General features: G+C 49.4%; 40 protein-coding genes. 39 read left to right on the forward strand and 1 reads right to left on the reverse strand.

The annotated features are described in order from the left end of the window. Positions 1-51 precede the first annotated feature (51 nt). From H8K43_RS01880 to H8K43_RS01995, 25 genes are all read left to right on the forward strand, one after another. Entirely contained in the window at positions 52-453 is a 402-nt protein-coding gene (locus H8K43_RS01880; RefSeq protein WP_186902283.1) for a hypothetical protein, read from the forward strand. 347 nt (positions 454-800) lie between these two features. Then, positions 801-1,058 carry a hypothetical protein gene (locus H8K43_RS01885; RefSeq protein WP_186902284.1) on the forward strand — a complete coding sequence of 86 codons (258 nt, stop codon included), beginning with the start codon at positions 801-803 and terminating at the stop codon, positions 1,056-1,058. A gap of 482 nt (positions 1,059-1,540) precedes the next feature. Then, a complete protein-coding gene (locus tag H8K43_RS01890) occupies positions 1,541-1,888 on the forward strand; it encodes a low molecular weight protein tyrosine phosphatase family protein (RefSeq protein ID WP_186902519.1) in 348 nt (115 codons plus the stop codon). Between the two features lie 881 nt (positions 1,889-2,769). Beyond that, on the forward strand, positions 2,770-3,192 hold the full coding sequence (locus H8K43_RS01895; RefSeq protein WP_186902285.1) for a hypothetical protein: 423 nt from the start codon (positions 2,770-2,772) through the stop codon (positions 3,190-3,192). 308 nt (positions 3,193-3,500) lie between these two features. Then, positions 3,501-3,944, forward strand: a complete 444-nt coding sequence (locus tag H8K43_RS01900) for a hypothetical protein (RefSeq protein WP_186902286.1) — start codon at positions 3,501-3,503, stop codon at positions 3,942-3,944. A 1,035-nt stretch (positions 3,945-4,979) separates the two neighbouring features. Next, positions 4,980-5,468, forward strand: a complete 489-nt coding sequence (locus tag H8K43_RS01905; RefSeq protein WP_186902287.1) for a GNAT family N-acetyltransferase — start codon at positions 4,980-4,982, stop codon at positions 5,466-5,468. 369 nt (positions 5,469-5,837) lie between these two features. After that, positions 5,838-6,524: a hypothetical protein gene (locus H8K43_RS01910; RefSeq protein ID WP_186902288.1), complete on the forward strand. Its 687-nt coding sequence runs from the start codon at positions 5,838-5,840 to the stop codon at positions 6,522-6,524. A gap of 88 nt (positions 6,525-6,612) precedes the next feature. Then, positions 6,613-7,125, forward strand: a complete 513-nt coding sequence (locus H8K43_RS01915; protein ID WP_186902289.1) for a hypothetical protein — start codon at positions 6,613-6,615, stop codon at positions 7,123-7,125. A 282-nt stretch (positions 7,126-7,407) separates the two neighbouring features. Next, positions 7,408-8,046, forward strand: coding sequence for a hypothetical protein (locus H8K43_RS01920; RefSeq protein WP_186902290.1), 639 nt, complete (start codon positions 7,408-7,410; stop codon positions 8,044-8,046). 418 nt (positions 8,047-8,464) lie between these two features. Then, a complete protein-coding gene (locus H8K43_RS01925; protein WP_186902291.1) occupies positions 8,465-9,028 on the forward strand; it encodes a hypothetical protein in 564 nt (187 codons plus the stop codon). Between the two features lie 130 nt (positions 9,029-9,158). Further along, positions 9,159-9,653, forward strand: a complete 495-nt coding sequence (locus H8K43_RS01930; protein WP_186902292.1) for a hypothetical protein — start codon at positions 9,159-9,161, stop codon at positions 9,651-9,653. Positions 9,654-9,690: 37 nt separating this feature from the next. Beyond that, a complete protein-coding gene (locus H8K43_RS19310) occupies positions 9,691-10,236 on the forward strand; it encodes a hypothetical protein (RefSeq protein WP_456243355.1) in 546 nt (181 codons plus the stop codon). Further along, complete coding sequence (locus tag H8K43_RS01935) at positions 10,172-10,444, forward strand: hypothetical protein (RefSeq protein ID WP_186902293.1); 273 nt, start codon at positions 10,172-10,174, stop codon at positions 10,442-10,444. The genes H8K43_RS19310 and H8K43_RS01935 overlap by 65 nt, the downstream gene beginning before the upstream one ends. 74 nt (positions 10,445-10,518) lie before the next feature. Then, complete coding sequence (locus H8K43_RS01940) at positions 10,519-10,716, forward strand: hypothetical protein (protein WP_186902294.1); 198 nt, start codon at positions 10,519-10,521, stop codon at positions 10,714-10,716. 201 nt (positions 10,717-10,917) lie between these two features. Next, complete coding sequence (locus H8K43_RS01945) at positions 10,918-11,349, forward strand: GNAT family N-acetyltransferase (protein WP_186902295.1); 432 nt, start codon at positions 10,918-10,920, stop codon at positions 11,347-11,349. A 92-nt stretch (positions 11,350-11,441) separates the two neighbouring features. Continuing rightward, entirely contained in the window at positions 11,442-11,900 is a 459-nt protein-coding gene (locus H8K43_RS01950; protein WP_186902296.1) for a hypothetical protein, read from the forward strand. A gap of 479 nt (positions 11,901-12,379) precedes the next feature. Next, positions 12,380-12,697 carry a hypothetical protein gene (locus H8K43_RS01955; RefSeq protein WP_222610925.1) on the forward strand — a complete coding sequence of 106 codons (318 nt, stop codon included), beginning with the start codon at positions 12,380-12,382 and terminating at the stop codon, positions 12,695-12,697. Positions 12,698-12,764: 67 nt separating this feature from the next. Then, positions 12,765-13,136: an MAPEG family protein gene (locus H8K43_RS01960; protein ID WP_222610926.1), complete on the forward strand. Its 372-nt coding sequence runs from the start codon at positions 12,765-12,767 to the stop codon at positions 13,134-13,136. A gap of 133 nt (positions 13,137-13,269) precedes the next feature. After that, on the forward strand, positions 13,270-13,578 hold the full coding sequence (locus H8K43_RS01965; RefSeq protein WP_186902299.1) for a hypothetical protein: 309 nt from the start codon (positions 13,270-13,272) through the stop codon (positions 13,576-13,578). A 115-nt stretch (positions 13,579-13,693) separates the two neighbouring features. Continuing rightward, positions 13,694-14,143, forward strand: coding sequence for a hypothetical protein (locus H8K43_RS01970; protein WP_186902300.1), 450 nt, complete (start codon positions 13,694-13,696; stop codon positions 14,141-14,143). Beyond that, positions 14,109-14,654: a GNAT family N-acetyltransferase gene (locus H8K43_RS01975; protein WP_230403612.1), complete on the forward strand. Its 546-nt coding sequence runs from the start codon at positions 14,109-14,111 to the stop codon at positions 14,652-14,654. The genes H8K43_RS01970 and H8K43_RS01975 overlap by 35 nt, the downstream gene beginning before the upstream one ends. A gap of 100 nt (positions 14,655-14,754) precedes the next feature. Next, a complete protein-coding gene (locus H8K43_RS01980) occupies positions 14,755-15,081 on the forward strand; it encodes a hypothetical protein (RefSeq protein ID WP_186902301.1) in 327 nt (108 codons plus the stop codon). A gap of 129 nt (positions 15,082-15,210) precedes the next feature. Further along, complete coding sequence (locus tag H8K43_RS01985; protein WP_186902302.1) at positions 15,211-15,561, forward strand: hypothetical protein; 351 nt, start codon at positions 15,211-15,213, stop codon at positions 15,559-15,561. Positions 15,562-15,765: 204 nt separating this feature from the next. Next, positions 15,766-16,164, forward strand: a complete 399-nt coding sequence (locus tag H8K43_RS01990) for a DUF6678 family protein (protein WP_186902303.1) — start codon at positions 15,766-15,768, stop codon at positions 16,162-16,164. Between the two features lie 116 nt (positions 16,165-16,280). Then, positions 16,281-16,601 (forward strand): DUF1330 domain-containing protein, encoded by a 321-nt coding sequence (locus tag H8K43_RS01995; RefSeq protein ID WP_186902304.1) that lies wholly within the window; start codon positions 16,281-16,283, stop codon positions 16,599-16,601. 67 nt (positions 16,602-16,668) lie between these two features. On the opposite strand, the gene H8K43_RS02000 is transcribed toward H8K43_RS01995, so the two are convergent. Then, positions 16,669-16,911 (reverse strand): hypothetical protein, encoded by a 243-nt coding sequence (locus H8K43_RS02000; RefSeq protein ID WP_186902305.1) that lies wholly within the window; start codon positions 16,909-16,911, stop codon positions 16,669-16,671. A gap of 431 nt (positions 16,912-17,342) precedes the next feature. Here H8K43_RS02000 and H8K43_RS02005 point away from each other — a divergent pair, with 431 nt between their 5' ends. The 14 genes from H8K43_RS02005 to H8K43_RS02070 all read left to right on the forward strand — a co-directional run bounded on the left by H8K43_RS02005 (position 17,343) and on the right by H8K43_RS02070 (position 26,270). Next, the gene (locus H8K43_RS02005) at positions 17,343-17,624 is read left to right on the forward strand and encodes a hypothetical protein (protein WP_186902306.1); all 282 of its coding nucleotides are present in this window, start codon (positions 17,343-17,345) and stop codon (positions 17,622-17,624) included. A 234-nt stretch (positions 17,625-17,858) separates the two neighbouring features. Next, on the forward strand, positions 17,859-18,545 hold the full coding sequence (locus H8K43_RS02010; protein ID WP_186902307.1) for a DUF1444 domain-containing protein: 687 nt from the start codon (positions 17,859-17,861) through the stop codon (positions 18,543-18,545). A 90-nt stretch (positions 18,546-18,635) separates the two neighbouring features. Beyond that, positions 18,636-18,956 carry a hypothetical protein gene (locus tag H8K43_RS02015; RefSeq protein ID WP_186902308.1) on the forward strand — a complete coding sequence of 107 codons (321 nt, stop codon included), beginning with the start codon at positions 18,636-18,638 and terminating at the stop codon, positions 18,954-18,956. Positions 18,957-19,060: 104 nt separating this feature from the next. Continuing rightward, positions 19,061-19,684 carry a DUF1439 domain-containing protein gene (locus H8K43_RS02020; RefSeq protein WP_186902309.1) on the forward strand — a complete coding sequence of 208 codons (624 nt, stop codon included), beginning with the start codon at positions 19,061-19,063 and terminating at the stop codon, positions 19,682-19,684. Between the two features lie 23 nt (positions 19,685-19,707). Continuing rightward, positions 19,708-20,253, forward strand: coding sequence for an RNA 2'-phosphotransferase (locus tag H8K43_RS02025; protein ID WP_186902310.1), 546 nt, complete (start codon positions 19,708-19,710; stop codon positions 20,251-20,253). Positions 20,254-20,407: 154 nt separating this feature from the next. Beyond that, positions 20,408-21,199: a ubiquinone/menaquinone biosynthesis methyltransferase gene (locus H8K43_RS02030; protein WP_186902311.1), complete on the forward strand. Its 792-nt coding sequence runs from the start codon at positions 20,408-20,410 to the stop codon at positions 21,197-21,199. Between the two features lie 96 nt (positions 21,200-21,295). Beyond that, positions 21,296-21,652: a hypothetical protein gene (locus H8K43_RS02035; protein ID WP_186902312.1), complete on the forward strand. Its 357-nt coding sequence runs from the start codon at positions 21,296-21,298 to the stop codon at positions 21,650-21,652. 279 nt (positions 21,653-21,931) lie between these two features. Then, a complete protein-coding gene (locus H8K43_RS02040; protein WP_186902313.1) occupies positions 21,932-22,399 on the forward strand; it encodes a hypothetical protein in 468 nt (155 codons plus the stop codon). 193 nt (positions 22,400-22,592) lie between these two features. Next, on the forward strand, positions 22,593-23,270 hold the full coding sequence (locus tag H8K43_RS02045) for an alpha/beta fold hydrolase (RefSeq protein ID WP_222610927.1): 678 nt from the start codon (positions 22,593-22,595) through the stop codon (positions 23,268-23,270). A 536-nt stretch (positions 23,271-23,806) separates the two neighbouring features. Next, positions 23,807-23,959 (forward strand): hypothetical protein, encoded by a 153-nt coding sequence (locus tag H8K43_RS02050; RefSeq protein ID WP_186902314.1) that lies wholly within the window; start codon positions 23,807-23,809, stop codon positions 23,957-23,959. Positions 23,960-23,964: 5 nt separating this feature from the next. After that, the gene (locus H8K43_RS02055) at positions 23,965-24,264 is read left to right on the forward strand and encodes a hypothetical protein (protein WP_186902315.1); all 300 of its coding nucleotides are present in this window, start codon (positions 23,965-23,967) and stop codon (positions 24,262-24,264) included. 85 nt (positions 24,265-24,349) lie between these two features. After that, positions 24,350-24,766 carry a DUF2946 domain-containing protein gene (locus tag H8K43_RS02060; RefSeq protein ID WP_186902316.1) on the forward strand — a complete coding sequence of 139 codons (417 nt, stop codon included), beginning with the start codon at positions 24,350-24,352 and terminating at the stop codon, positions 24,764-24,766. Between the two features lie 276 nt (positions 24,767-25,042). Continuing rightward, positions 25,043-25,249 carry a hypothetical protein gene (locus tag H8K43_RS02065; protein WP_186902317.1) on the forward strand — a complete coding sequence of 69 codons (207 nt, stop codon included), beginning with the start codon at positions 25,043-25,045 and terminating at the stop codon, positions 25,247-25,249. Between the two features lie 49 nt (positions 25,250-25,298). Beyond that, positions 25,299-26,270: a hypothetical protein gene (locus H8K43_RS02070; RefSeq protein ID WP_186902318.1), complete on the forward strand. Its 972-nt coding sequence runs from the start codon at positions 25,299-25,301 to the stop codon at positions 26,268-26,270. Positions 26,271-26,277: the final 7 nt, after the last annotated feature.

Consider the following 26,277-nt stretch of genomic DNA (forward strand, 5'->3'; position numbering starts at 1 on the left):
TTCAGCACCCTGCCGTCGCGGGCCGGCTAGCTCAAACAAAAGGACTTTGCCATGACGCACATACAATTAACTTTAGCTTTGCTTATCGTGCTAGTTTCCGGACTGGGTCAGTTCTTTATCAACAATTTCGTACACCACGCGCCATTACCTGAACATATAAAGTATTTCTGCCTGTTCCTCGGTGGCATCGGCACAGCGGTGGTTTACGTTACCGGTCTTCTGCTCAACTCACAAAACATACCAAAGACCAATTCTTCGCGTAGGCTCCCAGGACTATCTCTCGCACTTGGCTTTTTCATGATATCAGTGGGATTTTGTTTAGGGGCTATCGCCTACGCTTTCGCTGGTTCGTATCTTATGGTCCTTAGTAACATTCTCGGGCTCACGATGACACTGGTTATGTGGGTCGTTGCACGGAACTTTTTTCCCGCAAAAGAAGATGCTAACGATTGACCACTGGCCTAACCCGGCAATCAACCGGACCTGCGTGAAAAGCCGCGCAGGCTGGATATTTCTACATTACGCAAATCGTTTTGATTGAATGAGTTTTGAGACCATCAGTCAAAACACTACCCGAGATTTTTCACACCAGACTCACCTTCGTTTTTGACACAATCAAACTACTGTCAACCTGTTTCTTTATTGCCAATTCCATCGCCCCACTTTACAATCAGTCATCATTTTTTATCAGGGTCAGCGTGCGTTATGTCTCATCGCTTAACTACCAGCCTGACGAGCCGTTGCAGCGGATCGCCTGCGGCGTCAGCTGAACTCAAACGTTAGGCATAATTAAATTGGCGATGATTAACAAACAAAACAGTCCAGTTGGTTGGGCTATGCTTATGTATGAATTGGAAGATGCAAAAGAACACCTAAGCAACCTTATCAATCAGATTGAAAGTGACCCTGATTATGAGGAAGCAAATTTACGCATTGACCTTGGCCATGTTTATTCTCACTTAAACCGCGCATGGCATAGACGCGATAAAGCCGATGATGTTTCAGAACAAGAATGGATTGAAGCATCAAAGTTTCCTAGTGATTTGGAACCTATCTAAGTGCAATGTTGCCTAACACATCCATCAAGCGGGACGCCTTGCGATGCCCCTTATGTCAAACGTTAGGCACATCGTCTTGATTAAGTGAGTTTTCAGGCCATCAGTCAAAACATTACCCGGAACTTTTTACACCAGGCTCACCTTAGTTTTTGACACAAGCAAACCGGTGACACCCTGTTTCTTTATTGCCAATCTCATCACCCCGCTTTACAATCAGTCATCATTTTTATCAGAGTCAGCGTGCATTATGGGTCACCACTCAACACCCAGCCTGACGAACCGTTGCAGCGGATTGCCTCCGGCATCCGCTGAACTCAAACGTTAGGCATCATTAGGTCGGCCGCATGTCAAGCAAAGATAACTTCCCAAGAGAAAAGCGTTGGAAGAACTTGTACACCCGTTCGGTCAAACTCGCTCGAGCACAGCAGCTCGGGGGCGACTATCCTCGAACTACAGAGAAGCAGCTCATACAAGAAGAGGTCATGACAAAGTCTGAAGGGAAGATCAACTTACTGTTCATATGTAGTAGAAATCAATGGCGGAGCCCAACTGCAGAACAACTGTGGCGGAAGCATCCAAACATAAATGCTCGCTCCGCAGGAACAAGCCCGAATGCACGCCACAAGGTTTCAATCGAAGACATTCGATGGGCCAGCATCATCTTTGCCATGGAAGAGAAGCACAAATCAAGGCTGGTTGCTGAGTTCAACAGACTCCTCGAGAACAAGCCCATTCATGTACTTGACATACCCGACGAGTACAAATACATGGATCCTGAGTTAATCGATATGCTGGAGCAATCGGTGAACGGCATTCTGGGGGCCGAATGAAGCAACTCGAAGCGCCAAGGCACACATGCTGCCTAACTGGGCGTTAGAAGGCTATCGTGCACTACTGCTACGTCTGCGGGGCGCCCTGTGTAGACCCACCTTGGGGAGACGATGGTCGTACGCCGCTTTTCGAGATCTGCCCCTGCTGCGGTTGCGAGCATGGCTACGAAGATGCATCAATGAAGGGCATTGATGCTCTCCGTGCGAAGTGGCTGGCGAGTGGAGGCATTTGGCGTGAACCCAATTACAAACAAACTGATCTGAGCCTAGATCAACAGTTGAGACAAATTCCGAAGGAGTTACCAGTTGGTATTCTCAAAAACTAGCCCGCCTTCTAACCCAACACTCAAGTTCGCTCCCTTTGGTCGCTGGGACGCGCCTTCGGCGCGCCCCTTTGCTGCACGTTAGGCCACTCGAAATGAAGCCCGAGTTCCATTTCACGTACGAGAAAGACTGGCTAACTGCGCCCGTAGCGTTCTGGGTGCATGTGCCCGTTACCGGAACGAGCGAAGCCTGTGATCCTCCTGCCCCAGTTGCAGTTCCTCATCTCGGCTACGCGGTACTCCGCGTGGAGTTCGAGTCTCACGAACTTCAATTCAGCGCGTTGGCTCAGCTGGATCACTTCATTGAGGTTCTGTCGCGCAAGCCGCTTCCCACTTCGCGCCAGCTAGCCTCGCGTCGGAAGTTGCCGGTAGGCCCAAACGGCCATTGGTTAAGTCGGTTGCCCGCGGAGCTCAAGTCGCCTCGAAAGCGAGAGAAGCTGGTGCAAGTGCTTGGCGCAATACGCGAGCAGGTGGCTGGCCCGTGGTCTAACCAGTCGCTTGAGCCGACTCGTGTCGGCAGGCTGCCGCTCTCGGCTCAGCTTCAACGTTAAGGCTAGCATGTCAGTATCACCGCAATTTACTCGCTCAACCTGGTTCGCAACCGTTTTGGCATTGCTGGTCGCCTTGGGTACGCAAGTGTTGATCGGCTCCTTGTTGCCCCTCTTTGCATTTGAGTGGCTCTACGAAATGCCGCCAATGAACCATCCCGTGCTAATCGCCGGAGAAACATCCTTTTGGCGCGTAGACGCGCTGATTCGCGCGATGTCCTTTGCTATGGGTGCCTTCATTGCTCACCTACTTGCCAAGTCGCACTCTTGGCAATTGTTTGCCAGTTTAGTGGCAATTTCTATAGCAGACACCTTTTTTGAGCAATTCCCTATGCAAGCGACTCCTTGGCAGCTTGGAATTTGGGCTTCAGCAGCGCCAGTAGGAGCACTACTTGTGGGCGTACTGTTCCAGACAAGGAAGGCCAATACCTGACTGGTCAGTCAAGCTGATACAGCCTGCCTAGGTAGATAGTCACACCGTATTATTTGCGTGAGTTTTCAGGCCATTAGTCAGAACACTATCCGGAATTTTTCGCACCACGCTCGAACTGGGTTTGGACACAAGCAAACTGCCGTTACCCTGTTTCTTTATTGCCAATTCGGTCACCCCGCTTTACAATCAGTCATCATTTTTTATCAGGGTCAGCGTGCGTTATGTCTCATCGCTTAACTACCAGCCTGACGAACCGTTACAGCGGATCGCCTGCGTCGCCCGCTGACCTCAAACGTTAGGAATAACTCATGGCACGTAAGGTACTTGCCGCACTCTTCGGGCTGTTTTCAGCGTCTGCGGTGGCTCAAAACTTTGAAGCAGGCCAAGTCTGGCGGTACAAGACTCGTCCGGGAGAAAGCGATTCGTGGCTCTATATCGTCAAGGTTGAATCATGGCCGAACGGTGAAAGAATCTTTCACATTTTCGCCGACAAATTAAAAATCAAGAACCCAATGCTTGCTGGCGGCGTACAAACTGAGCTTCCACATGCCCCAGTTTCAGAACAAACCCTGAAGTTAAGTGTCACGCGGCTTCAGAAGAAGACAGGTGCACTTCCAGATATCGCTGAAGGATATGGTGCATGGAAAGAACAATATGATCAAGGTGGCGCTGGGGTATTCACCATCTCGGTAAGCGAGATCATTACCCTAATTGAAGGTGTCGTTAACCAACATGCGAAACCGCATTCCTAACAAGTCCGTCAACCGGGCACCCAAAAAGCTACGCTTTTTGGGTGCCCTCCGCGCTGCGCGCTCCGGCGCCGATTACGTCCAACGTCTGCCCACTTATGTTTCTCGGATCCCGTCTAAGCGTTCGCGGCTGGATATTCGTCCTTTCTGTTACCGTTACCGGGACAATTGCTTACAGCACCGTGATCGTGCGTCTCCTTAAGCCCTTCGTGTCAGAACCTGTGTTCGACTTCCTAAACATTTGGGTCACAGTCGCCTGCGTTCCATTCCACATTTGGCTTGGGCGAAAATATATTCTCTCTCAGCGCAATGATGAGGTGTTGAAGTGAAGGCTTTTTTCGCTAAATGGTTCGCCGCTTTAAATAGCGCAGTGAGTGTTTGGGAACATTCGTCAGTTACAGAGCATGTCGCATCGAACGCACAATTCAACCTAGCTCCCTCTAAAGCAGCGAGTTTAAATTGGAGCCAATATTTGGGGAAGCGATCAGCATTGCTACTGACATGTATCACTCCGGTGATCGGTCTGTTTTCGCAAACATAGCGATACGGAGTTCTACGGTTGGCGCTGTGAACAGGCCGTTGAATGCGGGCGCATCGATCGACGGCGCAAAGTTGTCTGGGCCAGCTCTGAACGGCATCCCAGCAGAGGTCTATGAAGCCGGGTCAAGTTGGTGGCGGAGAGCTCTACGTAGCTCGTCACAGGCCTGACTAGTTGCTGGAGTGGACCTCCACCAGCTCCAACGTTAGGCACATCGTATTGATTGAGTGAATTTTCACGCCGTTAGTCAAAACATTACTCTGAGCTTTTCATACAAGACTCACCTTCGTTTTTGACACAAGCAAACTGCTGACAAGCTGTTTCTTTATTGCCAATTCCATCGCCCGGCTTTACAATTCGTCATCATTTTTTATCAGAGTCAGCGTGCATTATGGGTCACCACTCAACACCCAGCCTGACGAACCGTTGCAGCGGCTCACCTGCGGCGCCCGCTGAACTCAAACGTTAGGCCTCACAATACACGCTGCTCCAATGCTCATATGAAAATCAGTTTAAGAAAGATCACGCTTGAAAACTTAGACGACGTCGTTGATCTTCGGTTACTTGATCACCAATCCAAGTACCTCGCGAGCAACTCTTATTCAATTGCCGAGGCCAGCCTGAATACATCACTTCGCACCCATGCCATCTACGGGGACGAGCGGGTGATTGGCTTTGTCTTGTACTGCACGCCAGATGACGGTGATGACGAACCGGGCACATATGAAATTTGGCGCTTGATGATCGATGCGGGTTTTCAAGGGCACGGGTATGGTCGGCAGGCTCTGGAGTTGGTTCTTCGGGAGATATGCGCAGACGAGACTTCGCGGAACATCCACATTTGCTATAAACCAGACAACGAGGCGGCGAAACGTTTCTACTCTAGCCTTGGATTTGAAGAGGCCGGTATCGAGCCTGAAACTGGTGAGATGGATGCAGTGGTTACGCCCTTGCGCATCAGATGGTCGAGGCCAGCAGGTAAAGCCTGACCGCTCGTTCGAGCCGGCTAGTCGCTTCAGACCCCCATTTCGTTCTGGCCCTGCGGCACCCTGCCGTCGCGGGCCAGTTAGCTTCAACGTTAGGTATATCGTATTGATCGAGCGAGTTTTCGTATCATCAGTCAAAACCCTGCCCAAAAATTGTCACACCAGGCCCACCGTCGTTTTGACACAAGCAGGCTGTTGATCCCCAGTTTCTTTATTGCCAATTCCATCTCCCTGCTTTACAATCAATCATCATTTTCTATCAGGGCCAGCCTGCGTTATGTCTCACCACTCAACAGCAAGCCTGACGAACCGTTGCAGCGGATCGCCTGCGGCACGCTCTGAATTTAAACGTTCGTTCGTTTTGAGGTTCCTATGATGCGTATTCCAGTCTTTTTAGTCGGCGCGCTATTGTCCGTTGCCGTGGAGGCTCATACGAGTTACGAGGCCGACCTCGTTTGCCCGATCGGTGGTGAGAAATTCAAAGCGATGCTTACCGCCTCCGGGACAAGCTTTGGAAAGTTTCTCGATCTAAAACCATATGGCCCTATCGCAGCACCTTGGCCTCTTGCCAAATGTCCAACCAATGGCTTTGTGATGTTTCAAAGCAAGTTTTCCGATACTGACATTAGTCGCCTCGAAGCATTCGTCGCGTCTACTCAGTATCGGGAAATGAAAAATACTCACACCAACTACTATCTTGCCGCGTCGCTTCAACGGCAAATTGACGCTCCTCTCCCACAATTAGCCTCAACTCTGCTATATGCCACCTGGGAAGCTCCCGACAGCCTCTATTCCACCTATGCCGCTGAAGCACTGGAGGCCTACCAGGCTTTACTGAAAGCCGAACCAGCGGACAGCAAGAATTGGGTTACTTATCAGCTAATTGCTGGTGAGCTGGAGCGACGTTTGGGGAAATTCGAGGCCGCTGCGAACCGATTTTCTGATTTGAAAAAGAACCCCAGTCTCGATTCGTTCGTAAAAGGAATAGTCGAATTTCAGCTCCAACTAATCTCGGAGCGCAACTTGACGTCTCAGCGAATTCCCAGCGGCAAAAAGTGATGGTGCTGCGCTGCCCAACCCATCATTACACCGGACGCTGCGCGATAAAGCAGCGCAGCGCCGGTGAATTCAAACGTTAGGTACCTCTGTGAAATTGTTGCAATCCTTGAGCGCCAAGACACAAGACGCAATAAATTTGCAGTTCCCTGAGCTGCGCGCAATTAAAGAGAACGATCCGAACTCCATGAATCGAGTCGCGATATCGGTGTTTGATCACTGGCTCAGAGACGAGGCCGAATGGCATTTACTTGATTGCTACGACGGCAAGGAAAGAGAAAGCAGAGATAGAAAATTCCTGTCCCACTGGCAAGCTATATTCGAATCGACCGAAGTTTACACACTTAGATATCGCGGCAGATGGCCACGAAAATCAAAATTAGTTATTAAAAAATACTTGGACAAGCACGGCTTCTTAAGTCAATGCAAATTCGATACTCGCCACTCTCCTAGCCAATTTGTCATACTGCCGGAATTTGATTGCATCTACTTAGCTTCCTGGGATGACACAAATGTTGTGTACTTTAATTCCAGGGAAAAAGCAGATTCGATCATTAACTTAGCTAAGATTCAAGGGCTACATTGCCTTGAATTCGATAATTAACCTTTCGGTCAACGTTAGACATGTGCATTGACATGATCTATCGAATGCAATTTTTTTGACAAAAGCAAGCTGCTAATAGCTAGTTTCTTTATTGCCAATTCCACCACCCCACTTTACAATCATCTCTCATTTTTAATCAGGATCAGCGCGCGTTATGGGTCACCACTCAACACCTGGCCAGACGAACCGTTGCAGCGGATCACCTGCGCCGTCCGCTGAACTCAAACGTTGGGCCGCATTGACGCGGTCACAAAATTAATTTTTTGCATATAAAGGTGTTAAATGGAAAAGCAGAATTATTTAATTGAACAACTAATAATGCAGAATCGTTTGTTGAAGCTAATATTGAGTGTACTGGTTGTAACTCTATCAGCCATAGGCTTAATGGCAGCAAGGGCGCCCGAGGGTGTAACTGAGTCCATTCGAACCAGGGAATTATTGGTGGTCGATAGCAATAACGTAATTCGCGCCAGAGTATCAGGGGATATGCCAGATGCGATTATGGCAAACGGCCATGTGTCTAAACGCGGTGCCAAGGCAGCTGGCTTTATGATATATGACCAAGAGGGAATAGAACGGGGTGGTTATGTCACGTTTGACCATGGCAATGCGATGCTTTCCTTGGATTCAAAATATCGCATGGTTGCCAATCTTATTGCGGGCCCTGAAGAAGATGGCGTTTCTGTCTTAAATTTGCATACAAAAAATTCCTCGTTGGAGCTGCGATCTGACCCTGAAGGTTCAAGACTGAGCGTCTCAAAGGCGCATCGGGTAACCTATCAGCATCCGGAGATTGAAACGCTTAGTCAGGGCAAGTGCAGGAGCTACAAAGATTTGGAAAAGAAATATCCCGGCGAGGGCGTATGTCTTGATCGATTCTCTCAAGCTACGTGTGATAGATGTTTCAAATCTGAACAGTAGCTCTCATACTTTTCTCATCTTTTGGCTGGTTTTCTTTGAGTTGGCGTTGTTCTTCGTGGCCTAAATTCCAGTCTAAACTTGCGCTGAAGTGGAATGCCCAAATAGCTGCGCTATTCAGGCTCCTGTGCTGCTTAACTTTGGCGCTATGCATATCGTATTGATTGAATGAGTTTTCAGGCCATCAGTCAAAACACTACCCGAGATTTTTCACGCCAGGCCCACCGTCGTTTTTGACACAAGCAAACTACTGACACCCTGTTTCTTTATTGCCAATCCCATCGCCCCGTTTTACAATCAGTCATCGTTTTTTATCAGGTTCAGCGCGTGTTATGTCTCACCGCTCAACTAGCCGCCTAAGGTATCGTTGCAGCGGATCGCCTGTGGCATCCGCTGAACTCAAACATTAGATCGCACAACGATGAGACGTCTTGCCTGGTTAATTTTCTTTTTGATACTGCCTGCGTATGGTGCAAGCGACTTCTATGAGACGTTTGATTTTAAGAACTGCCTGCATTGGTATATTGATAACGAACCGCATGGAGTTGAGCTTAGTAAAGAGCCAAAGGAATATATAGCGGCGCTGGAATTGGCAAACCGCCAACCCTACTCCTGGCACAAAATTGAGTCGTGGTATGAACTGGAGAAGATGCCTGAAACTGGAAAAAACAAACTCGTTTCAGTGTATTCGGCAAGTGCCGGTCACTCAAAAAATAACTACGTCCAGAAGTTCGGCGCATGCTATGGAAACCTTTCCGTTGGAATTACCTGCTTGCCAAAACAAAACTTTCCATTGACTGGCGCAACCTACCGAGCCATCAAGTCCAAGGGAATACTAACTACTCTGGCGTGTGTCGCTGGATGCAAAACTGGCGCCCCAGCCTACATCTACTACATGGGCTACGAAAATATGGAAGGCGAAAGAAACATTGAACATGAAACTGCCAAAAAGCGATTCATTAAGGTATGCGGCGGTTCACTCTAACCCTGCGTTCGAGCAGACCTGCGGGAAAAGCCGCGCAGGCCGCTCAACTCCACGTTGGGCACAAGTGCATGGATCTCGCTGATCACATTTTTTTGAAGAGGGTAATTCCCTCTTGTCGCTGGGGTTCTCCATGATCGAAACACTTGAGCCCTACTCCCGTCAGATGGCTGAGGACTTACTTTCTGTATATCCCGATTGGGATCACCTCCTGACTGTTGTCACTGAAGACGGATTTAACTTCTTCCGAGTCGAAGTGCCGCCGTTGCCCGGAGCCAAGATCGGCCCACTTGGCATTACCTCGCTCTATAGCGAAGAAATCACCATTTACTTCGATTCTTACCACTGTCACTATGCGTCGATACTTCCCTCCATCGACGAACCTGTGGGCGCTATTCCATTGATTCAACAATTGCTGAACGAGGAACTTGTTGTCGTTTCCTACCTTTGCAGCGGAGATAGCATAATCAAGGACGGTGTATTTTCGAGGATGCTTGTGCCTGTAGCGGGGATTCCGAGCGAAAACTACGAGTATTACTATGCCAACGCTTTGCGTATACGATCATGGAAAGGCACGTACGACAACGAGTTTCCCGCCCCCTATGTCAGCAGTAAGCCCAGACGCTGACCAACACTACTCAACATAGAGCCGCGCTTGGCAATGTGTGATAAATCGATACAACGCTGGCTACCATCAAGTTGGGTATCTCATTGATCTAAGGAGCTTTCATACAATATTTCAACGCTACCCGACGCTTTTACATCAAGCTCACAAACCCAGTTATAAAGATGATCTGACAAAATATGGCGAATTTACTGCCAGGGACTTCAAAGACGCCTGTTGGGCGTTGTTACACCAAGGTGTGGAAGTTTGTGCAGCATCACCGAACCCGATTTTTCAAGCACTTGCAGTCCTTCACAGGAAATTTGGCAAACGTCGCCTGCTTACGCTGGTCGACAAAACTTCAGAGACTCACCCATTAGTGCGGTACTTGCCAGAATTGCGGCTATCCAGTGAAAATCTGCTCCCTAAACTTTCTGTCAGGCTTCAACATCGTATAACTTACGTGAAATTGGCACCATCAATCAAAAATGCAGTCTGGAAATGTTCACACCAGATTCACACTTATCTTATGAGTTATCGCAATGAGTCCATGGATTTCATTAGTCTCAACATGCGCAATTGGCTGTATTGCAGTCATCGCTTATGAGAGAGTATTTCTTCGAAAACACGCATTAACAAAATCTGGGTATCTTTTTATTGGGGGAGTAGCTGCCGGATTCTTTCTTTACATGGCTTTTTGGCAGATGCCAAAACCAGATATTTCCCCTGTCCTTTTTGGCTTAAAGTGGATTGTGTTTGGGTTTTCCATGCTGCACATCAACAAGGCATTCGCTAAAAATAATGAAAACTCATGACATTCAAGTTCGCTACAATTCGCTCCGCCGGACGCGCTAAAGCGCGCCACTAAATTTTTCCTCAGGGTTCATACATGCGTCTTTCAGTTCAACCGGAGTACCTCAATGCAGTTCTCGCTTCGGTGGATGGTCATTTTTCGACCGCGCGCGAGAACTTTGAAGTCTTGATTGCTCGTGCCGAGATAGAAGAAGATCTGCCTAGGCGCAATGCACATGAGTCAATAGCAAACAATTTCTCTTACTTTGCCTGGGGCATTCCTTGTGGGCTGTGATGTCAAAGGGAACGCAGCTTATTTCGACAAGAATAAAGTCTATGCGCTGGATGGTGCCAGCGACAAATGGGGGGATTCTTCTCCCATGAAAGCGATGTCAACGCAATATCGGTCAATCAACCGGGGCCGCATAGTTGGCCTGGCCAAGCGAAACGTCAGCCCCCCTTTAATTCAAGCGTTAAATTTCACAAGGAACGAACAATGTCATTAGTCTGGTCATCCTCAATCGACAATCTCGACTGGGCAGAGCTTGCCGCGCTGTATCGTGCCGCACCGCTCGGAAACAAAACGCCTGAAGGGCTGAGAACTGCGTTTACGAACAGTATGTTCAAATGCTTCGTCTACCAGGACGGTAAGCTGGTTGGTGTTGGCCGTGCCCTGGCGGATGGGGTTGACTGTTCGTACATTTGTGATGTCGCGCTGCTGCCCAGCCATCAGGGAATGGGCCTGGGTAAGCAAATCGTCGCTAAGCTGGTCAGCTTATCCAGTGGTCACAAAAAAATTATTCTGTACGCGGTGCCGGGTAAAGAGCCTTTCTACAAGAAATTCGGCTTCAAACGCATGAGCAGCGCGATGGCTATCTTTGAGAATCAGGGCGACGCCCTGGAGCGAGGGTACGTGAATGAAACCTGAGGCAGCTCCCAACTTCTCTCCGTCTTGTCGATGGACTCTGCATGATAAAACCGCGTAATACCGTTTAGCTTCACAACAGGATTAGCAAACTGATGTTCATACAGACACTGATTCCGGACCCCGATTCGCCCTGGTTCTTCGTTTTCTTCTTAGCCATGTGGTGCACGATCACTGGATTGCTTAGCACGCTATCGGGTTGGCGCAGCATGACCACCCACTGGCGGGTGCTGGGGGAAAATTCAGGCAACATCTATCGCTTCGTGTCCGGAACAATTGGCGCCAAGTCATTTCCGGTCAGGTACGGCGGTTGCCTGACCATCACGGTATCAGAACAAGGTCTGGGCCTTGCGGTTCTCTTCCCTTTCCGCTTCATGAGCCCGCCAATTTTCATTCCGTGGTCACAGATCGTCAGCGTCACCGAGGGGAAAACATTCTTCGTTCGCCATGTACTGATTCAGCCACACAATCACTGGGCACGCATCAAATTGCACGGCAGGGTTGTGGAGCAAATACTGAGTTCGAGTTCTGGACGCTTATGGAATGCAGCTTAATACTGTTGTTGAACCGGTTGAGTGTCGCGGATCAAACGCCGCGCCCGCTGGACTTATACATTAGGACGACTATGTCTGCTCGCGGCTACCTACTCATGGCACTCATCGTGATTAGTTCGATATCGCAATCTCACGCTACATCGATCGGGTTCACCGACGTTAGTGTCCTTATTTTCTCGCCGCGCGAATCAATACTTCAAGCCGGGCACAACCCACCGCTTTCGCACGCGACCCATATTATCCATAGTAAGTGCGCGTCAAAGCTACTTCCCGTCGTTGTCCTGACAGGCATTATCCCCGATGAAAACGCTCCTTTCGAGACTGAACTCGCACGTAGTCGTGTAGCGAGCGTAAAACCAGTCACTGATACAGAGTGTTGAAACCCCGTAGTTCCAGTTCACTTGACATTAGCCACACGCAAAATGCATCGGATTTCGTGCAACTTACTGCCCTTTTACTTGTCCAGATATGAGCAAGCTGTGGACACATTGTCCCACTCTGGGAGGACGGTAATTACCCATGACAGTGGATTGATGATCCTGATGAAGTCACGCTTCCGCATCACCAAAGACAAGGTAGATGACGAATTTCTGTACCTGAGCCCAAATGTTTTTACGCTAACTCCACTAAATTTCCTCCTTAGCAAACTGCCTGCACGCTGTTTTATTATTGCCAACTCCATCTCCTCGCTTTACAATCAATCATCATTTTTTGGCTGGGGCAGCGTGTGTTATGTATCACCGCTCAACTACCAGCCTAACGAACCGTTACAGCGGATCATCCGTGGCGCCCACTGAACTCACATATTAGTCCCGTATCGTAAAACACTAAACACATCAAAGGCTTTCAATGCATGCGCTCCCGATGTACGCCGCCCTGCTTGGGCTTCTATTCTTCTATCTGAGCATAAGAACCATTGGTTTGAGGCGCAGACTACAAATTGGCATTGGCTCGCAAGAAAGTGCTGAAATGCTTCGTGGCATGCGCGTGCATTCAAATTTTGCAGAGTATGTCCCCATCACACTCTTGCTAATTTACTTTGTTGAAATTCAGGGTGCTCATCCATTGCTCATTCATGCGCTAGGCATCCTTCTTTTGGTTGGGCGGGCAGTTCATGCGTATGGCGTCAGTCAAATGAATGAGAAGTTTGTTTTTAGAGTCTCGGGCATGGCCATGACGTTCACTGCACTGCTCATTTCATCTTGTGTTTTGCTTTTTAACTTCCTCACGAAATGACTGCTATTGCCTATTGTTGAATAGACAAATTTGTAGTTAGTTACCTTCATTCGCGGCACTCCTCATGGCGCAGCTTAGCGAACCGTTGCAGCGGATCGTCTGCGATGCCTGCTGAACTTATACGTTAGTACATATGAAAAACATCCTGATCATCGACGGAGCAGACAACTGTGTGTACGACATCTTCGCTGCCACAGATAGTGAGTTCGACCTTGTTTTTCCGACGGGGCAGGACATTGCGTTCATCGACGAAGTCATGGCGCGCGGTCCGAAAGGTGAGTTGAATGAAGCCTTCAATCGGATTTGGCAGCGTCCGATACGGAAGGCAGAAGCCATGGGAATTCACGGCACCCTTTTCGACGAGTTAGAGCACAAGAAGCAGTATTATCCGACTCGACGCGATAGCGATGCGAGGAATCCAGATGGCTCCTGGCTGCGTTAACGGGGCAAACTATGGAACCTCAAGTGGCAGGCTGCATGGTTCTCAGCAACTGTTCATCGCAATGTGCAGCAATCAGGGCCTTTATCAGCTTTAACATTAGACAAGAACAGCAAAAATGAAAAATTACTTTTTTGAAATTCGTTGGGCAATCGCCCTGATTCTTCTGAATTATCTGGTGATGGAAGCAGCTGCTACCTGGCTCACTGAAGACAAGATAAATCTATTGTTCACGATTGGCAGAGGCTTAGTGTGTATTTATGCTGGGTGGCTAGTCATTTCAAATTCTGTTGGTGGTCTGTGGAAGGCCTCGCTGACCGGTGCATTGTTACTCTTAATTGACCATGTTTTGTTAAAAGGTGGGACCTATCTCTGGGCATACTTCTTCTCTCCGGCAACCTTCCCTTTTGATGGGTTAATGGCATTTGGGGGTGTAGTCATTTCATATTTTGTGTTTGTCTGGGTACCTATGGCACTGGCATGTCTTGGAGGCATAGCTGCCAGGACTTATTTCAAACATTCCGGCCAGAGCCATGATCCTGGCACAACGCCTGACAGCGCTCTTTAATTCAGGCATTTATTTTCACAAGGAACGAACAATGTCATTAGTCTGGTCATCATCAATCGATAATCTCGACTGGGCAGAGCTTGCCGCGCTGTATCGTGCCGCACCGCTCGGAAACAAAACGCCTGAAGGGCTGAGAACTGCGTTCACGAACAGTATGTTCAAATGCTTCGTCTACCAGGACGGTAAGCTGGTGGGTGTTGGCCGTGCCCTCGCGGATGGGGTTGACTGTTCGTATATTTGCGATGTTGCGCTGCTGCCCAGCCTTCAGGGATTAGGCCTGGGTAAGCAAATCGTCGCTAAGCTGGTCAGCTTATCCAGTGGTCACAAAAACTTAGCGACACTGATTTGCATGAGGTCTGCCTACCACAACTGGAGTCCAAGCCGGGAAACTGCCGTTATTGCACTGCTCACAGCGGTGTATATGGCTGTTATCGTTGGCTACCTGTTTTTAAGTCCAAGCATGCGAGCCCTCTATATTCAAGGTGATAAAGAGAAGTGGGCTGGTCGCTGACCAGAATGCCATCCGTGGCGCAAAGCATATATGTGAGAGGACCTGCTGACGTAAGTCTCTCATCTCAAATCTCAATCGGAATACGCCCAGGAATTTTCATATGTACTCTCAAATCAAACTTGATCAGCTAACTGCCGGGTCGATTTACAAAATTACTTTCCTTGGTCTGGCTTTTTCATTGATGCCGTTGTGCCTGGTCTTCGGTGTTTTCGCAGTGTTTGGATTTAACACCATTATCTGGAACGGCCAGCCAGTTCACGGTCTGAGTGGCCTACTTCTCTCACCAATAATTGCAGCAATAATCGCTTCACTCCTGGGAGGCTTCGTTGGAACAGCCTGTGTGGCGGGTCTTTGGCTGCACTCCAAATTTCGACCACTCACACTGTCTGGCAAGAATATCTCGCACGACCAGCAAAGTGTCAGCTGAGCAATCAACTGAACGGAGATGCGGCGGTTCGGCTTTAAGTTTGAGCTGCAAGGAGCCAATACGCTAGCTTGAAGAATCATGGAAAAGCATGTGATTTTGGAGTGACCAGATGACTGATTCAGAAACGATATGAGCCGCCTCTTTAGCAATTCGACTTGGTCATTATGGTGTTTACTTTTGCTTGTACTTGCCCTGAAAGCGGCGCAAGCAGCGGGGCTTGATTCGCACTTGCCGCCAGGTGTCGCTTTTAGCCGCCTGATTTTGCTCAATGCGGTCACATTTTCGGAATTTTTTCTTGCGATCGGATTGTTAGGCGCTGTATTAATTTCCCGCTCTAAGCCAGATTGGATAGTCGTCGCTCTATCCTTAGTAGCCATAGCGTGCGCGCTCTGCCATATGTTCTACTTTTTAATTGGCATTGAATCGCTCCTCCTGTATGGCGCTTGTTCATTAATTCGGGAATACTGTCGCCGTTCATAACTCCGCAATCAATCGGAGCTGCGCGAAGATCTGCGCAGCCCGCTTACTTCAATGTTAGCCCTAAGGAGCCCTCTGCCTGTTTGGATTATTCAAAAAAAACCGCTGCCGCCAGAGCCACGCAAGCAGTTTCCGCCCATCCCAGACTCACTCCTTATTTAACAAGACGCCTGCCGGCATCTATCAATTTGAATGTTAGACAAGACTATGTACGACGAAGATAAACACAAGCGCGCAGTCAAGGCCGAGTTGACAAAACGAGGTCTGGGCTCGCTCATGAATGACACAAAATGGCGCGAGCTGCTTGCTGAGATAAACAAGCTACCCTTTCCGCCGCCTTACCAAAGAAAGGACCTGCTGCAATCTGAGCCCGCTCCAGCCAGCTTTGACTCAGATGTTTGGTACCATGGGGATTGGGATGAAGGAACGCATCCTCTGTTTTCTGTCGAATGGATACGAATCCGTCCCAGATATCTAAAACATGTCGCGAACTTACTGCCGAAAGTTACGGTCAGTTGTGAGGCTGAACTTGAGCAAGCATTGCAGTCGATTGGTCAGGCTTATGAAAAAGTAGATGACTCAATCTGGATTTATGCTTATCGATGACGTAGTTGTCGGCCTCTGATCTGAGCTTTCGGTTGATGGGGATCGCCTGATCTCATGTAAGCTCCAGAGAATATTTTTTGCCTCCACGTTCAAACACTACACTTTAGGAGATATCAATGTCACAGCCTATGTTGGTCCTCGTGCAGTTCAACGTAAAGGATTTCCCAAAATACGTCGAGCACTACGCGTCATTAATGAGTGCAGTCGCAGGCAAATTCGGTGGTCAGTTTATTGCTGCCTCGCGGGATGTCATTGTCAAAGAGGGCAAGACTAGCGGAAATTTCACTGCAATCATTCGCTTTCCCTCCAAAGAAGCGGCGACTGAAATGTATGAGTCTCCGGAATATGCACCATTGAAGGCGAAACGTATTGGCGAACTGACCGATGGCGGCAATCTCATTTTCATACCTGGCCTTGAGCTACCTCAGACTAAATAAGTTGAGCAGCGCATGAGAAATGCCTGGCACTTTTGAAAAGAATCGCAAATGATGCTTGCCCTCCCCTTCAAGGAGAGTTTAAATCCAGCCCTGTCATCCTGCAAAAAAAATAGGTCGCGAACCCCAGCGCCAGCAGGCTTAGCACGAAAATGACTGTGACCTTGCGGCCCGCGCGCAGTATGGCGCGCTTCTCATCTGCCCACTCTTTTTCCTTTGTTCCTTGATCGTAATGCCACTTGATGGCGAAGTACATGCCCGTGCCGAGCACGAGTAGTTTGAACGTCACGAGGACGACAGGGGTCCATTCCATTTGCGTATTTCCCGGCTATTAACTGACACTAAAATTCTGGGGTGCGCAATTGAAGCACAGCTTCAGCAGCTACATGTGTTCGCATCATCCACACAGTCGCCCTGCCCGGGTTCTCATTCAATTTGCTGCGCCAATAAGCATGGCACTCAGCGCAGATAAGAGAAAAAACGGTCACGGCAGCCATATACGCATGGTGTTGCTGCACGCCCTGAGGCATACTACTTTAAAGCGATATTCATACATAGTGACAAAATGTCCCAGCCAAAACACATACAAGAAGACGATACGCACATTTGGCGCCAGGCGTACCGGTTCAGCTTTGCCGCCAGTCGTTCATGATTGATCATCTCTACGCTATCTTGTTCTTGAGTCTTCCTCCCCCGGGGCTTGGATTGTTTCTATGTGTGGCAATCCGGATCAGGCGCTCAGGGATGCAAGACCAAGCCATCTTTCCGCTCTTTTTCAATTTTGCATGCTATGGCGCTGTCCTCATGTTCGCCATCTCGGCCTTCTTTCATATGTGGTCAGGAGCACACTCCATTGCTATGCTTGGTTTAATCGTGGTTGGGCTACCCGTGATTATCATCCAAGCCATAAAGCTCTCCCGGACTTGGCATGCTTCGGCCTGCCATCGTGCTTTATGTATTTCCAGCTATTTGTTCCCTGTCGCGCTTGCATCCTGCATCGGACTTTCCTTTGCGTTTGAACAGTGAGTCCTGCGTGTACGCATCTGCTCGGTGGCACCGTCGATGATCTCTGAAAAACACACTCGACTCGATTCATTATTGCCAATTTCATCACTGGGTTTTACAATCAGTAAGAAACTTCCATTGAAGCTTAGGTGCGTGATGTGTGATGCGTCGTCATGAAACCAGTAAGCTAAGCTGAGTTTATAGTGGGCTGCCTTTGATGCCCGCTGATATAACCACTTTAATACCATATTCGACATGCTAAAGCCATTGCTTGCTCTCTTTTTTGCTTCCATTTTTCCCACCCCTGTGGCTGCGCAAACATCACGAGGTTTTGACGACAGTGCTCAAAATCTGATGGTCGTACTGAGAGAATCACAAGGATCGAACAAGCAGGTCGAATCGCTTGTACCTATGGGTAAGGCGAAAGCAAAACTACAAGACGGACGAGAAATCGAAATCGACACCGGCTGGTTCGAGTATCTTGGTGACATGCATGTTCGTTTCGTCTTCGACACACCGACCAGCATGCCAAGCGCTACTCCCAAGGATATTGAGCGTCTGGCGCTAACTCCTGAAGCTGCCCTTGAGCTTGCTGTACGCAACATCAAACGCGTGTATGGCGAGCCTAAAGCCGTACCCTTGAATGATCTCTTTGAAGTGAAAGCTAAGTCTCCTGATCTGGACAGCAGCTACTTCCTGGACAAAGATTTCTGGAACGCTCAACTCAAGAAATACCCTGACGGTGTAGTCGCGCTGGTAGCTAAGCGAGGAGGATTGATGTTTGCACCGCTGGTCGACCTGAAGGCAGTCGAAACCATGAAAAGCTCCGTCGCCTATCTGCACTCAAGCAGTGAACGCATGCGTATTTCTTCGGCACTGTATTTATTTAAAGATGGCAAGTGGTCAGTCTACCAGGCCCCTGTTGGCGCACGCACGCAGTAAAGTCGAATACGCTGGTTGCCCCCCTGAGAATCCACGTCGAAACCAACTTCACGTCTGTTTAGTCGACTCAATACCTATGAAGACAACAAAATGAATGCCCTAAATTCAAACCGAAGAACTGACTTCATCATCTGTGTTTCACAACTTAGTTTCGCAGTCTTGATCGGCATTCTCGCGTTGGGCGTGTCTGTCACTGCGCTTATGCATGCCGTTGATCCCGAACACTTTGGCCCGTGGGTATCTAAAACAATGTTTGTGTTTGGCGGCCTGGAAGACCCGACAATGGCACGTGAAGTACTCGGCGACAAAATCTATTTATATGCTGCTGCAGGGGCACTGATCGCTATCCCAACCATCTGGGAACAGAGTCAGGCTGCGCTAAAGCGCTTTAAGCAAACAGCCGGTGTTTGACCGGAATGTGCTATTGGTCGCCTTTTATACTGCCCCACCTTCTATGACGGCTACCGTTTCATTCAACGGCACAAGCTGAATTCAAACCTTAGGTTGCACATACCATGCTCTTTCGTCGCATTCTAATTACCATCGGTGCGCTTTCTCTCGTCTTGTTGGTGGGAGCATGGCTACTGTTGAAGTATGCACCCGAGGTCACGCTCAAGCTGACGCAGGCTCAGTTACAAGCGCAAATTGAACCTCACTTCCCCGCTAAGAAATGTGTGCTGGGTGCGTGTATTGAACTTCTGGCGCCACGCCTGGCGCTCACCAACGGCTCGAACCGCATAGTGATAGAGACCACCTTCGTAGCCACGCTCGGTCATCGGTCCATGCCAGGTTCTGCTCAGCTCAGCGGTCGCCCACATTACGAACAAGCTTCAGGCAACTTTTACCTGACCGACGTTCAGGTAACCCAATTCCAGATGACCGGCGCCGCACCGGACCTTAATGAAGCAATCAAGCTTCGTGGCCCCGGCATCATGGCTGCCATCATGAATCGCTTCCCTATCTACTCAGTCCAGTCTCATCAGGAATATGGCCGCATAGCTAAGCTCGCGCTCAAATCAGCAAACATTGTGGATGGACAGTTGCAGCTGGTCCTCGTCAACCCGCTCCTGATCTTCGGGAAAAGTACACAAGGCACTCTCAGTGATGAGCCTGCCTCGCAACAGCAAAATGCCGCTTAACCCAAACCTAAGGCTTTAATTTAATGTCCAGGCAATTCGAATCATTCAGTAAATTCCTCAGTCTCGTACTTCGCCACAAGCCCGAAACCATCGGTTTGCAGCTTGACCCGGAAGGCTGGGTGGACCTCGATCAATTGATCAAGCATGCGAACGCACATGGAACTCAGTTGAGTCGTCCCATCGTGATGGAAATCGTGGCTACCAATGAGAAAAAGAGATTTTCCGTAACGCCCGATGGTTCAAAAATCCGGGCCAATCAAGGCCATTCCGTTCAGGTCGATCTGTGTCTTGCACCTCAGGTACCTCCGGCAATACTCTTTCACGGTACAGCCACACGATTCCTCACATCTATTCGCGAACTTGGGCTGGTGCCAGGCTCCAGACAACATGTGCATTTATCGGCAAGCGATGCCACAGCCCATGAAGTCGGAAAGCGCCATGGAAGCCCGGTCGTGTTATCTGTTAGCGCCTTGGATATGCACAATCACGGCTATATCTTTTATCAGTCTGAGAATGGCGTCTGGCTCACAGCTACGGTCCCGAATCGGTATCTGTCATTCCCAGTGTGATGCCTAAACCTTAGATCAAACGTACGCGTTTTAGCGTTTTTCCTGCGATCCTTTAGACTTTTCGCTTCACGTTCAGATGCCAGACTCTGATCTTTTTTGAGAGCCACTCACTCCGAAATACGCACCACTGTACGCACACTTTTGAGGTCGTAAAATGACAGACGCCAAATCATACGTCACCGACAATGCAGCTGAATTTAAATGGCAAGCCGACGACATATTTGGACGCATCGCCACCCGATACGACAGGCTCTGTGATGTATTCAGCTTTGGCATTCATCGCCTGTGGAAGCGCAAGGTCGCACAGCAAATCGCAAGCGAAAGCTGGAACATTCTCCTTGATGGAGCGACTGGCACAGGCGATATCATTCTGCGCGTTGTGTCACAGCCTGGCGTCGAAGGAAGAACCATCCTGGCGTCAGACCTTAGCCCCAAAATGCTGTCCATCGCTGAGAAGCGGCTGAGTAAGTATTCTGCGACGGTTACCCTCAAGTTATTGGATGCAGAAAGCATGCCTTCCGTCGCCACGCATAGTGTGGATGCCTACTCGATTTCGCTGGGCTTAAAAATCTGCAACCGGCGCCTTGCCCTGCAAGAAGCGTTACGCGTACTCAAGCCTGGTGGCCGCCTCATCATCCTTGAAGCGTCCAATATACCTTGGTCAGCCTTACAAAGGATGTACTTGCTGTACATGTCAATTTGCATGCCGGTCCTCGGCTGGCTGGCAACCGGCGGCGATGCTTCCGCTTACAAGTACTTGCTGAAAGGCATACGAGAATTCCCAAGCGCTGAAGATCTCGCCGACGAAATGGCGGGAATAGGCTTCGAAGACGTCGCGTTCGAACGGCTTTCGTTTGGTATCGTTGCAATTCATACTGCCCGTTCGCCAGGCTTGCAGAGCAAGCCTCCGCATGCAATCAACGGCATGCCAGCCGACGGCCTTTAATTCCAGCTTTAACTGCGCCTCAATTCAACTCTGTGCTGCAGTGAGCGATTTAAATAAATAGCTTGTGCAACATAATTAAATTCAAACGGACATACGATGAACTTTCTCTCCCGCATTTTTGGCCGACCTGCCGCGCAGCCTGTACAGGATCAGGCGGTTCTTATTTATCTCGATGGGCAAGGTTTGCCGGAAGAGGTTTACGCTGATTGCGATCTGATGACGCTGGAAGAACAGCTTGAGCATGCGCTTGGTTCTGGAGAGCTGGGTGTTGTTGATGGCAATGAAGTGAGCACGGATGAAGTCCAGCTGTTTCTGTACGGTGCGGATGCCGAAGCGATGGTTCGGGCCATAGAGCCAGTCCTGCGCGCATACCCGCTCTGCCAAGGTGCGAGGGTTGTTGTTCGCCGCGGTGCGCCTGGTGCAGAGCAGCGGGAATTTTTCGTCAAGCCCTGAGCAGGCGCTCAAGCTACCGCCGTCATTTCAACAAACGCGTCAACGTTGGCAATCGCTCAGACAATATGAACCGGAAATTCAGCGAATAATGCGTTGATAAGTATTCGACCAAAATTGCCATTTTCATATGTACATGTTAACCTCGAACGTCCACACAACATATAGGTCGTAATCAAAATGCATGTCACGCCTCCCCCTCCAAGATTCACCACTGAAGCGGTACCGGGTGGAATACGCGCGTCTATACCGTCCCGCCAAAACTGGTTAATCATACTTTTCTTGAGCGCATGGTTAGTCGGCTGGGCGTTTGGCGAGATTCAAGCGGCGACAGAACTGCTAAATCCTTCCGAAAATTCACCCTCACTTTTCATGGCGGCATGGATAACTGGCTGGACGCTGGGCGGAATATACGTCGTTAGCACCATTATCTGGCAGCTCGCGGGCAGGGAGATTATTACGCTGGATTCGACCACCTTCGAACATCGACTGGAAGCCCTAGGTCTGGGATGGTCAAGGCGTTATGCCCTTGCTGAAATCAAACATCTTCGCGTCACTGAATACGCGCGCGCGAGTTTCGCCAATCAATCAGCATGGGCACCACCGCTCATAGGCTCAGGACATGGGCCGCTGGCATTTGATTACGGTGCCAAGACCTTACGCATCGGTTCCGCACTGGAAGAAGCAGAGGCCAGGCTGCTTTTGGCCCAGCTTGAAGCCCGGCTTCCACGCAGGTTGGATGAGGACTAACATCGTTTACCTGGCAGGCGACACCCGACCATAATTCATCTGAAATCGTTATGCTTTTGAAGGATAGGCAAATAAACGCTGTTCAAAAATATAAGACTGACACGCCAGTTTTTCAATTCACGGTTAGAGCGTAATACTGACATTAGTTTTATTACCAGGAATGGATGGCACTGGCGACTTGTTCACGTCGTTCATGCATGCACTCGGGGCCGAATTCAACATCATAGTCGTTCGCTACCCTACAGATAAGACCCTGAATTACCGTGAACTTTTAGCGCATGCGCGACGATCACTTCCTACCGATGAGCCCTACTTCATTCTGGGTGAGTCGTTCTCAGGCCCTTTAGCTATTTCTCTTGCGGCCGAGACTCCGTCACACTTATGTGGTGTCATTCTGTGTGCCACGTTTGCACGCAATCCGCGACCGTATCTGACTCCATTCAAATCTCTGCTGGCAGTTGCGCCCGTTCACTGGATGCCGCCTGCTGTATTAAGCTGGGCTCTGCTAGGCGCTTTCGGAACAAGGATGCTGCGCTCTGACATTGCGCAGGCTGTCGGGCGTGTTGCCCCTGCTGTCCTCCGCACCAGATTGCAAATGGTCGCTTCCTTAGATGTTTCGGCTCAGCTCTCGGTATTAGTTGTGCCTTGTCTGTACCTGCAGGCCACGCATGATCGTTTAGTTCCCGAGAGCGCCGCGGAGCATATTAAAAGTATTCTGCCGCAGGTTTCGTTGGTCAGAATTAACGCGCCACATTGCCTGCTACAAACTGTGCCAGAGAATGCCGCCAGCGTTGTTTCCACATTTCTCCGTGAGTCTATACTGCTTAAGCAAGCTGCTGATATTAGACATAATCCAATGCAATTTAAATAAGAAATAAGAAATAAGAAATAAGATGTCAGCATACTCAGAGTTAAAACTTTCGCAAAATGACCGCCGTCCCTTCGTAATGTTGCGTGCAATTTCAGAGGCTCATTCTGTGACGTGGTCTGCGCACTGACTGAACACATTGCACTTGGCGTTGCCCCCAGCCACAAGGTCAGCTCCGCGCATTCTTATTGCATGGTTTTGGCACCGGATTGTTTTTGATCTGCAGGTTTCTTTTAGTACAATTAACAACGCTAACCTCATCGCTTATGTCACGGTCAACATCGACATTAGAGATCACTACAGATCCCTGCCCTATGGACTACACTTGCCCCAGCTGTGCGTGTTCGCTTAAAAAAGAACCACCCGGATTCCAGCCACTTTCTGGCCAGCGGCGCTGGCTTCCACTCAAAACAAGTATGGCCTGTAGCCGTTGCAACACGCGGGTCGAGCTCAATGTGCACCCCATTGAAAAGAAAACGCGCTTCCTTGAATTGGGCATGTTTTGCTTACTGATCTTGCTCTCAACGTGGGAACACTCTATGTCCTTTGTATGGATAGCATTGCTATGGGGCGGTCTGAGCGAAATAGGTCTGGCGCTTTGGTCGCGTCTGTATTTGAGTGACTGGAAGCGTTATGTTCCGGCCAGACCAGACGAGCCAGCCTTTGCGAAACCTGATTCATTTAATACGTAAACACTATGCAAAAGCTATTAATCAACTTGCTCATTTTCTCTCTAGGTTTTTCCTGGGTGACTGCAAGACAGCATCACAAAATAACTTTTAGTTTGGCAGCCCGTATTGCCTTGATTGGACTGACTTTGCTGGCATTAGTCGCCTTGCACGCCTTGTTGATAGCGCACCAGTCTTTAAGCACGGCTTTTTTTGTACTCAATAATGCTAATGATGCGCAAATGGGTGTGATTTATGGTGTGTGCGCAATTTACATTTCGATTTTATGTTTTATTTGGGTCGTTTCTTTGCGCCTCAAACTTAAATAGACACAGATCAACTTAGAATCAAAAATTCAACAAATCTGCCAAGATTGCCATCAAGCATGACTGACTATTCGATATAATTCAGACCATGCGATCTTCTTTTTTACTCCGTCAACTGATTTCCTGGATAGCTTGCTTTGCCTTGCTGTTCAATGGATTTGCGCCCGCTCTGACGGCTGCTTTTCCTGGGAAGCAGGCGGATGGCTTGTGGGTGGAAATTTGCAGTGCCAACGGTAGTAAAGCGCTCAAGCTGATTGCGGTTAGCGCGGATGCTGATCAGAAAACGCCAACGGATCAGATGCAGGGCACGCAGAGTAAGGTGCATAAAGGGCATTGTGCTAACTGTCTGCCGCATGCTGATCATGCCGTGTTGATCAATACCGCGCTCAGCGATATACAGCCTGCCGAAATTGGCGCATCCTTCCCGCCGCTTTTTTACCATTCTCCCAAACAGCTTTTTTCCTGGGCCAGTGCGCAGCCCAGGGCACCACCTTTCCTGGCCTGAGTCCTTCAGGCATCTGATTTCACGCTGCTTCTTTGCATAAGCTGCTGACAGCGCGGTCTGCTGCTGTCGCTGCGCGCTGCCTTACCAGTGTTCGCGCCAGCATTTTCGCTATGTTCAGCGTCTGCACCGCCTTGTGAGTCAATCTGAATCAATTTGATTCATCCAGCCTGAAGGCTGCTCTTAGCTCCAGATTGTTTCATCTATCCCAAAGGCCGTGAATGGTGCTCGCCTGTCTGCAGGCGGCCTTGATCGCTGCCATAGCGTACAGAGGGAAATATGTCTGCTTCTTTAAAAAAGTCTGAAGTCTGTTTACTGGCGCTGCACTGCTTTAACGTGGCGGCGATTTGTGCTTTGGGTGTGTGGCATGCGTATGCCTTTATGAGTGTACCCAAGGCTACGCAACAGGGTATTCACCTTGAGCGCTTGAAGCTGATTCCGGCCGAGGCGGCCAGACCTGCGTTCAAGTCAGTCACTCCAATCTGAGTATGTATTTTGTTTTGTTCCTATTTTGTTCCTAAAAAAAGAAATATCCATGTCTACTTTAAATTTATGCAGCACGGTCAGGCGCCCTGCTTTTTTGATGCTGTCCACGCTGGCGTTTCTCGCTGCAAGCAATGCGCAGGCTTCTTGCGGTAGCAGTTTTTGCCTGGTCAATACTGACTGGTCGGTACAGGGTGCCTGGCTGGAGCGCGGTACCCGTGTGGATTTGCGGTTTGAGCAGGTGAATCAAAATCGTTTGATGTCTGCTGCAGAAAAAGTCACGCCATCGAATGCCAATGAAGTCGAGCTGGAAACGATCAGCCGGCGCTGGGTGTTCAATCTGGATCATGCGTTTCATGACAACTGGGGCGTATCCCTTGTCCTGCCCTTTATTGATCGTTCACATGTGCATACCGAAAGCGCTGAAAGGGTCAACTGGACGTATCGCCAGATGGGTGACGCACGTGCGGCCTTACGCTACCAATCCGACATACAAGAATCAGCAAATGGTAAAAACGCAGTCATGGGTGCGACGTTGGGATTCAAACTGGCCACGGCAAAAACCAATATCGCGAACAACACCGGCACACCCGCCGAGCGCAGTCTGCAAGCTGGCAGCGGCACCACCGACCTGACCGGCAGCGCCTATTACCGGCGTGTGTTACCTGACCTGGCAAGCACCTGGTTTGTGCAGCTCAATACAGAAATCCCGCTCAATGAAAAAGATGGCTATCAACCGGGTGCCACTGTAGGTGTGGATCTGGGGCTGCGTACTGAGTGGAAGTATGGCATCTCGCCCATGCTGCAACTGAATTTCCAGCATAAGAAACGTGACTCTGGCATTCAGGCTGAACCTGACAATTCTGGTGGCCGCTCGCTCTCCATCAGCCCCGGACTGAGTTACCGCATCAATGCGCGCAGCCATCTCTACGGCTTCGCACAGCTGCCTGTCTACCAATACGTCAATGGCGTGCAACTCGCACCGAAATGGGCATTTACTTTGGGCCTGCAATCGTCTTTCTAACCTTTTT

It is taken from the genome of Cognatundibacterium curvum (genome assembly GCF_014284235.1).
Taxonomy (GTDB): domain Bacteria; phylum Pseudomonadota; class Gammaproteobacteria; order Burkholderiales; family Burkholderiaceae_D; genus Undibacterium; species Undibacterium curvum.

Coding starts and splice junctions, on each gene's coding strand:
- H8K43_RS01880 (WP_186902283.1), top strand. CDS start 52: ATGACGCACATACAATTAACTTTAGCTTTGCTTATCGTGCTAGTTTCC.
- H8K43_RS01885 (WP_186902284.1), top strand. CDS start 801: ATGATTAACAAACAAAACAGTCCAGTTGGTTGGGCTATGCTTATGTAT.
- H8K43_RS01890 (WP_186902519.1), top strand. CDS start 1,541: ATGACAAAGTCTGAAGGGAAGATCAACTTACTGTTCATATGTAGTAGA.
- H8K43_RS01895 (WP_186902285.1), top strand. CDS start 2,770: ATGTCAGTATCACCGCAATTTACTCGCTCAACCTGGTTCGCAACCGTT.
- H8K43_RS01900 (WP_186902286.1), top strand. CDS start 3,501: ATGGCACGTAAGGTACTTGCCGCACTCTTCGGGCTGTTTTCAGCGTCT.
- H8K43_RS01905 (WP_186902287.1), top strand. CDS start 4,980: ATGAAAATCAGTTTAAGAAAGATCACGCTTGAAAACTTAGACGACGTC.
- H8K43_RS01910 (WP_186902288.1), top strand. CDS start 5,838: ATGATGCGTATTCCAGTCTTTTTAGTCGGCGCGCTATTGTCCGTTGCC.
- H8K43_RS01920 (WP_186902290.1), top strand. CDS start 7,408: ATGGAAAAGCAGAATTATTTAATTGAACAACTAATAATGCAGAATCGT.
- H8K43_RS01925 (WP_186902291.1), top strand. CDS start 8,465: ATGAGACGTCTTGCCTGGTTAATTTTCTTTTTGATACTGCCTGCGTAT.
- H8K43_RS01930 (WP_186902292.1), top strand. CDS start 9,159: ATGATCGAAACACTTGAGCCCTACTCCCGTCAGATGGCTGAGGACTTA.
- H8K43_RS01935 (WP_186902293.1), top strand. CDS start 10,172: ATGAGTCCATGGATTTCATTAGTCTCAACATGCGCAATTGGCTGTATT.
- H8K43_RS01940 (WP_186902294.1), top strand. CDS start 10,519: ATGCGTCTTTCAGTTCAACCGGAGTACCTCAATGCAGTTCTCGCTTCG.
- H8K43_RS01945 (WP_186902295.1), top strand. CDS start 10,918: ATGTCATTAGTCTGGTCATCCTCAATCGACAATCTCGACTGGGCAGAG.
- H8K43_RS01950 (WP_186902296.1), top strand. CDS start 11,442: ATGTTCATACAGACACTGATTCCGGACCCCGATTCGCCCTGGTTCTTC.
- H8K43_RS01960 (WP_222610926.1), top strand. CDS start 12,765: ATGTACGCCGCCCTGCTTGGGCTTCTATTCTTCTATCTGAGCATAAGA.
- H8K43_RS01965 (WP_186902299.1), top strand. CDS start 13,270: ATGAAAAACATCCTGATCATCGACGGAGCAGACAACTGTGTGTACGAC.
- H8K43_RS01970 (WP_186902300.1), top strand. CDS start 13,694: ATGAAAAATTACTTTTTTGAAATTCGTTGGGCAATCGCCCTGATTCTT.
- H8K43_RS01975 (WP_230403612.1), top strand. CDS start 14,109: ATGATCCTGGCACAACGCCTGACAGCGCTCTTTAATTCAGGCATTTAT.
- H8K43_RS01980 (WP_186902301.1), top strand. CDS start 14,755: ATGTACTCTCAAATCAAACTTGATCAGCTAACTGCCGGGTCGATTTAC.
- H8K43_RS01985 (WP_186902302.1), top strand. CDS start 15,211: ATGAGCCGCCTCTTTAGCAATTCGACTTGGTCATTATGGTGTTTACTT.
- H8K43_RS01990 (WP_186902303.1), top strand. CDS start 15,766: ATGTACGACGAAGATAAACACAAGCGCGCAGTCAAGGCCGAGTTGACA.
- H8K43_RS01995 (WP_186902304.1), top strand. CDS start 16,281: ATGTCACAGCCTATGTTGGTCCTCGTGCAGTTCAACGTAAAGGATTTC.
- H8K43_RS02000 (WP_186902305.1), bottom strand. CDS start 16,911: ATGGAATGGACCCCTGTCGTCCTCGTGACGTTCAAACTACTCGTGCTC.
- H8K43_RS02005 (WP_186902306.1), top strand. CDS start 17,343: ATGCAAGACCAAGCCATCTTTCCGCTCTTTTTCAATTTTGCATGCTAT.
- H8K43_RS02010 (WP_186902307.1), top strand. CDS start 17,859: ATGCTAAAGCCATTGCTTGCTCTCTTTTTTGCTTCCATTTTTCCCACC.
- H8K43_RS02015 (WP_186902308.1), top strand. CDS start 18,636: ATGAATGCCCTAAATTCAAACCGAAGAACTGACTTCATCATCTGTGTT.
- H8K43_RS02020 (WP_186902309.1), top strand. CDS start 19,061: ATGCTCTTTCGTCGCATTCTAATTACCATCGGTGCGCTTTCTCTCGTC.
- H8K43_RS02025 (WP_186902310.1), top strand. CDS start 19,708: ATGTCCAGGCAATTCGAATCATTCAGTAAATTCCTCAGTCTCGTACTT.
- H8K43_RS02030 (WP_186902311.1), top strand. CDS start 20,408: ATGACAGACGCCAAATCATACGTCACCGACAATGCAGCTGAATTTAAA.
- H8K43_RS02035 (WP_186902312.1), top strand. CDS start 21,296: ATGAACTTTCTCTCCCGCATTTTTGGCCGACCTGCCGCGCAGCCTGTA.
- H8K43_RS02045 (WP_222610927.1), top strand. CDS start 22,593: ATGCATGCACTCGGGGCCGAATTCAACATCATAGTCGTTCGCTACCCT.
- H8K43_RS02050 (WP_186902314.1), top strand. CDS start 23,807: ATGTCCTTTGTATGGATAGCATTGCTATGGGGCGGTCTGAGCGAAATA.
- H8K43_RS02055 (WP_186902315.1), top strand. CDS start 23,965: ATGCAAAAGCTATTAATCAACTTGCTCATTTTCTCTCTAGGTTTTTCC.
- H8K43_RS02060 (WP_186902316.1), top strand. CDS start 24,350: ATGCGATCTTCTTTTTTACTCCGTCAACTGATTTCCTGGATAGCTTGC.
- H8K43_RS02065 (WP_186902317.1), top strand. CDS start 25,043: ATGTCTGCTTCTTTAAAAAAGTCTGAAGTCTGTTTACTGGCGCTGCAC.
- H8K43_RS02070 (WP_186902318.1), top strand. CDS start 25,299: ATGTCTACTTTAAATTTATGCAGCACGGTCAGGCGCCCTGCTTTTTTG.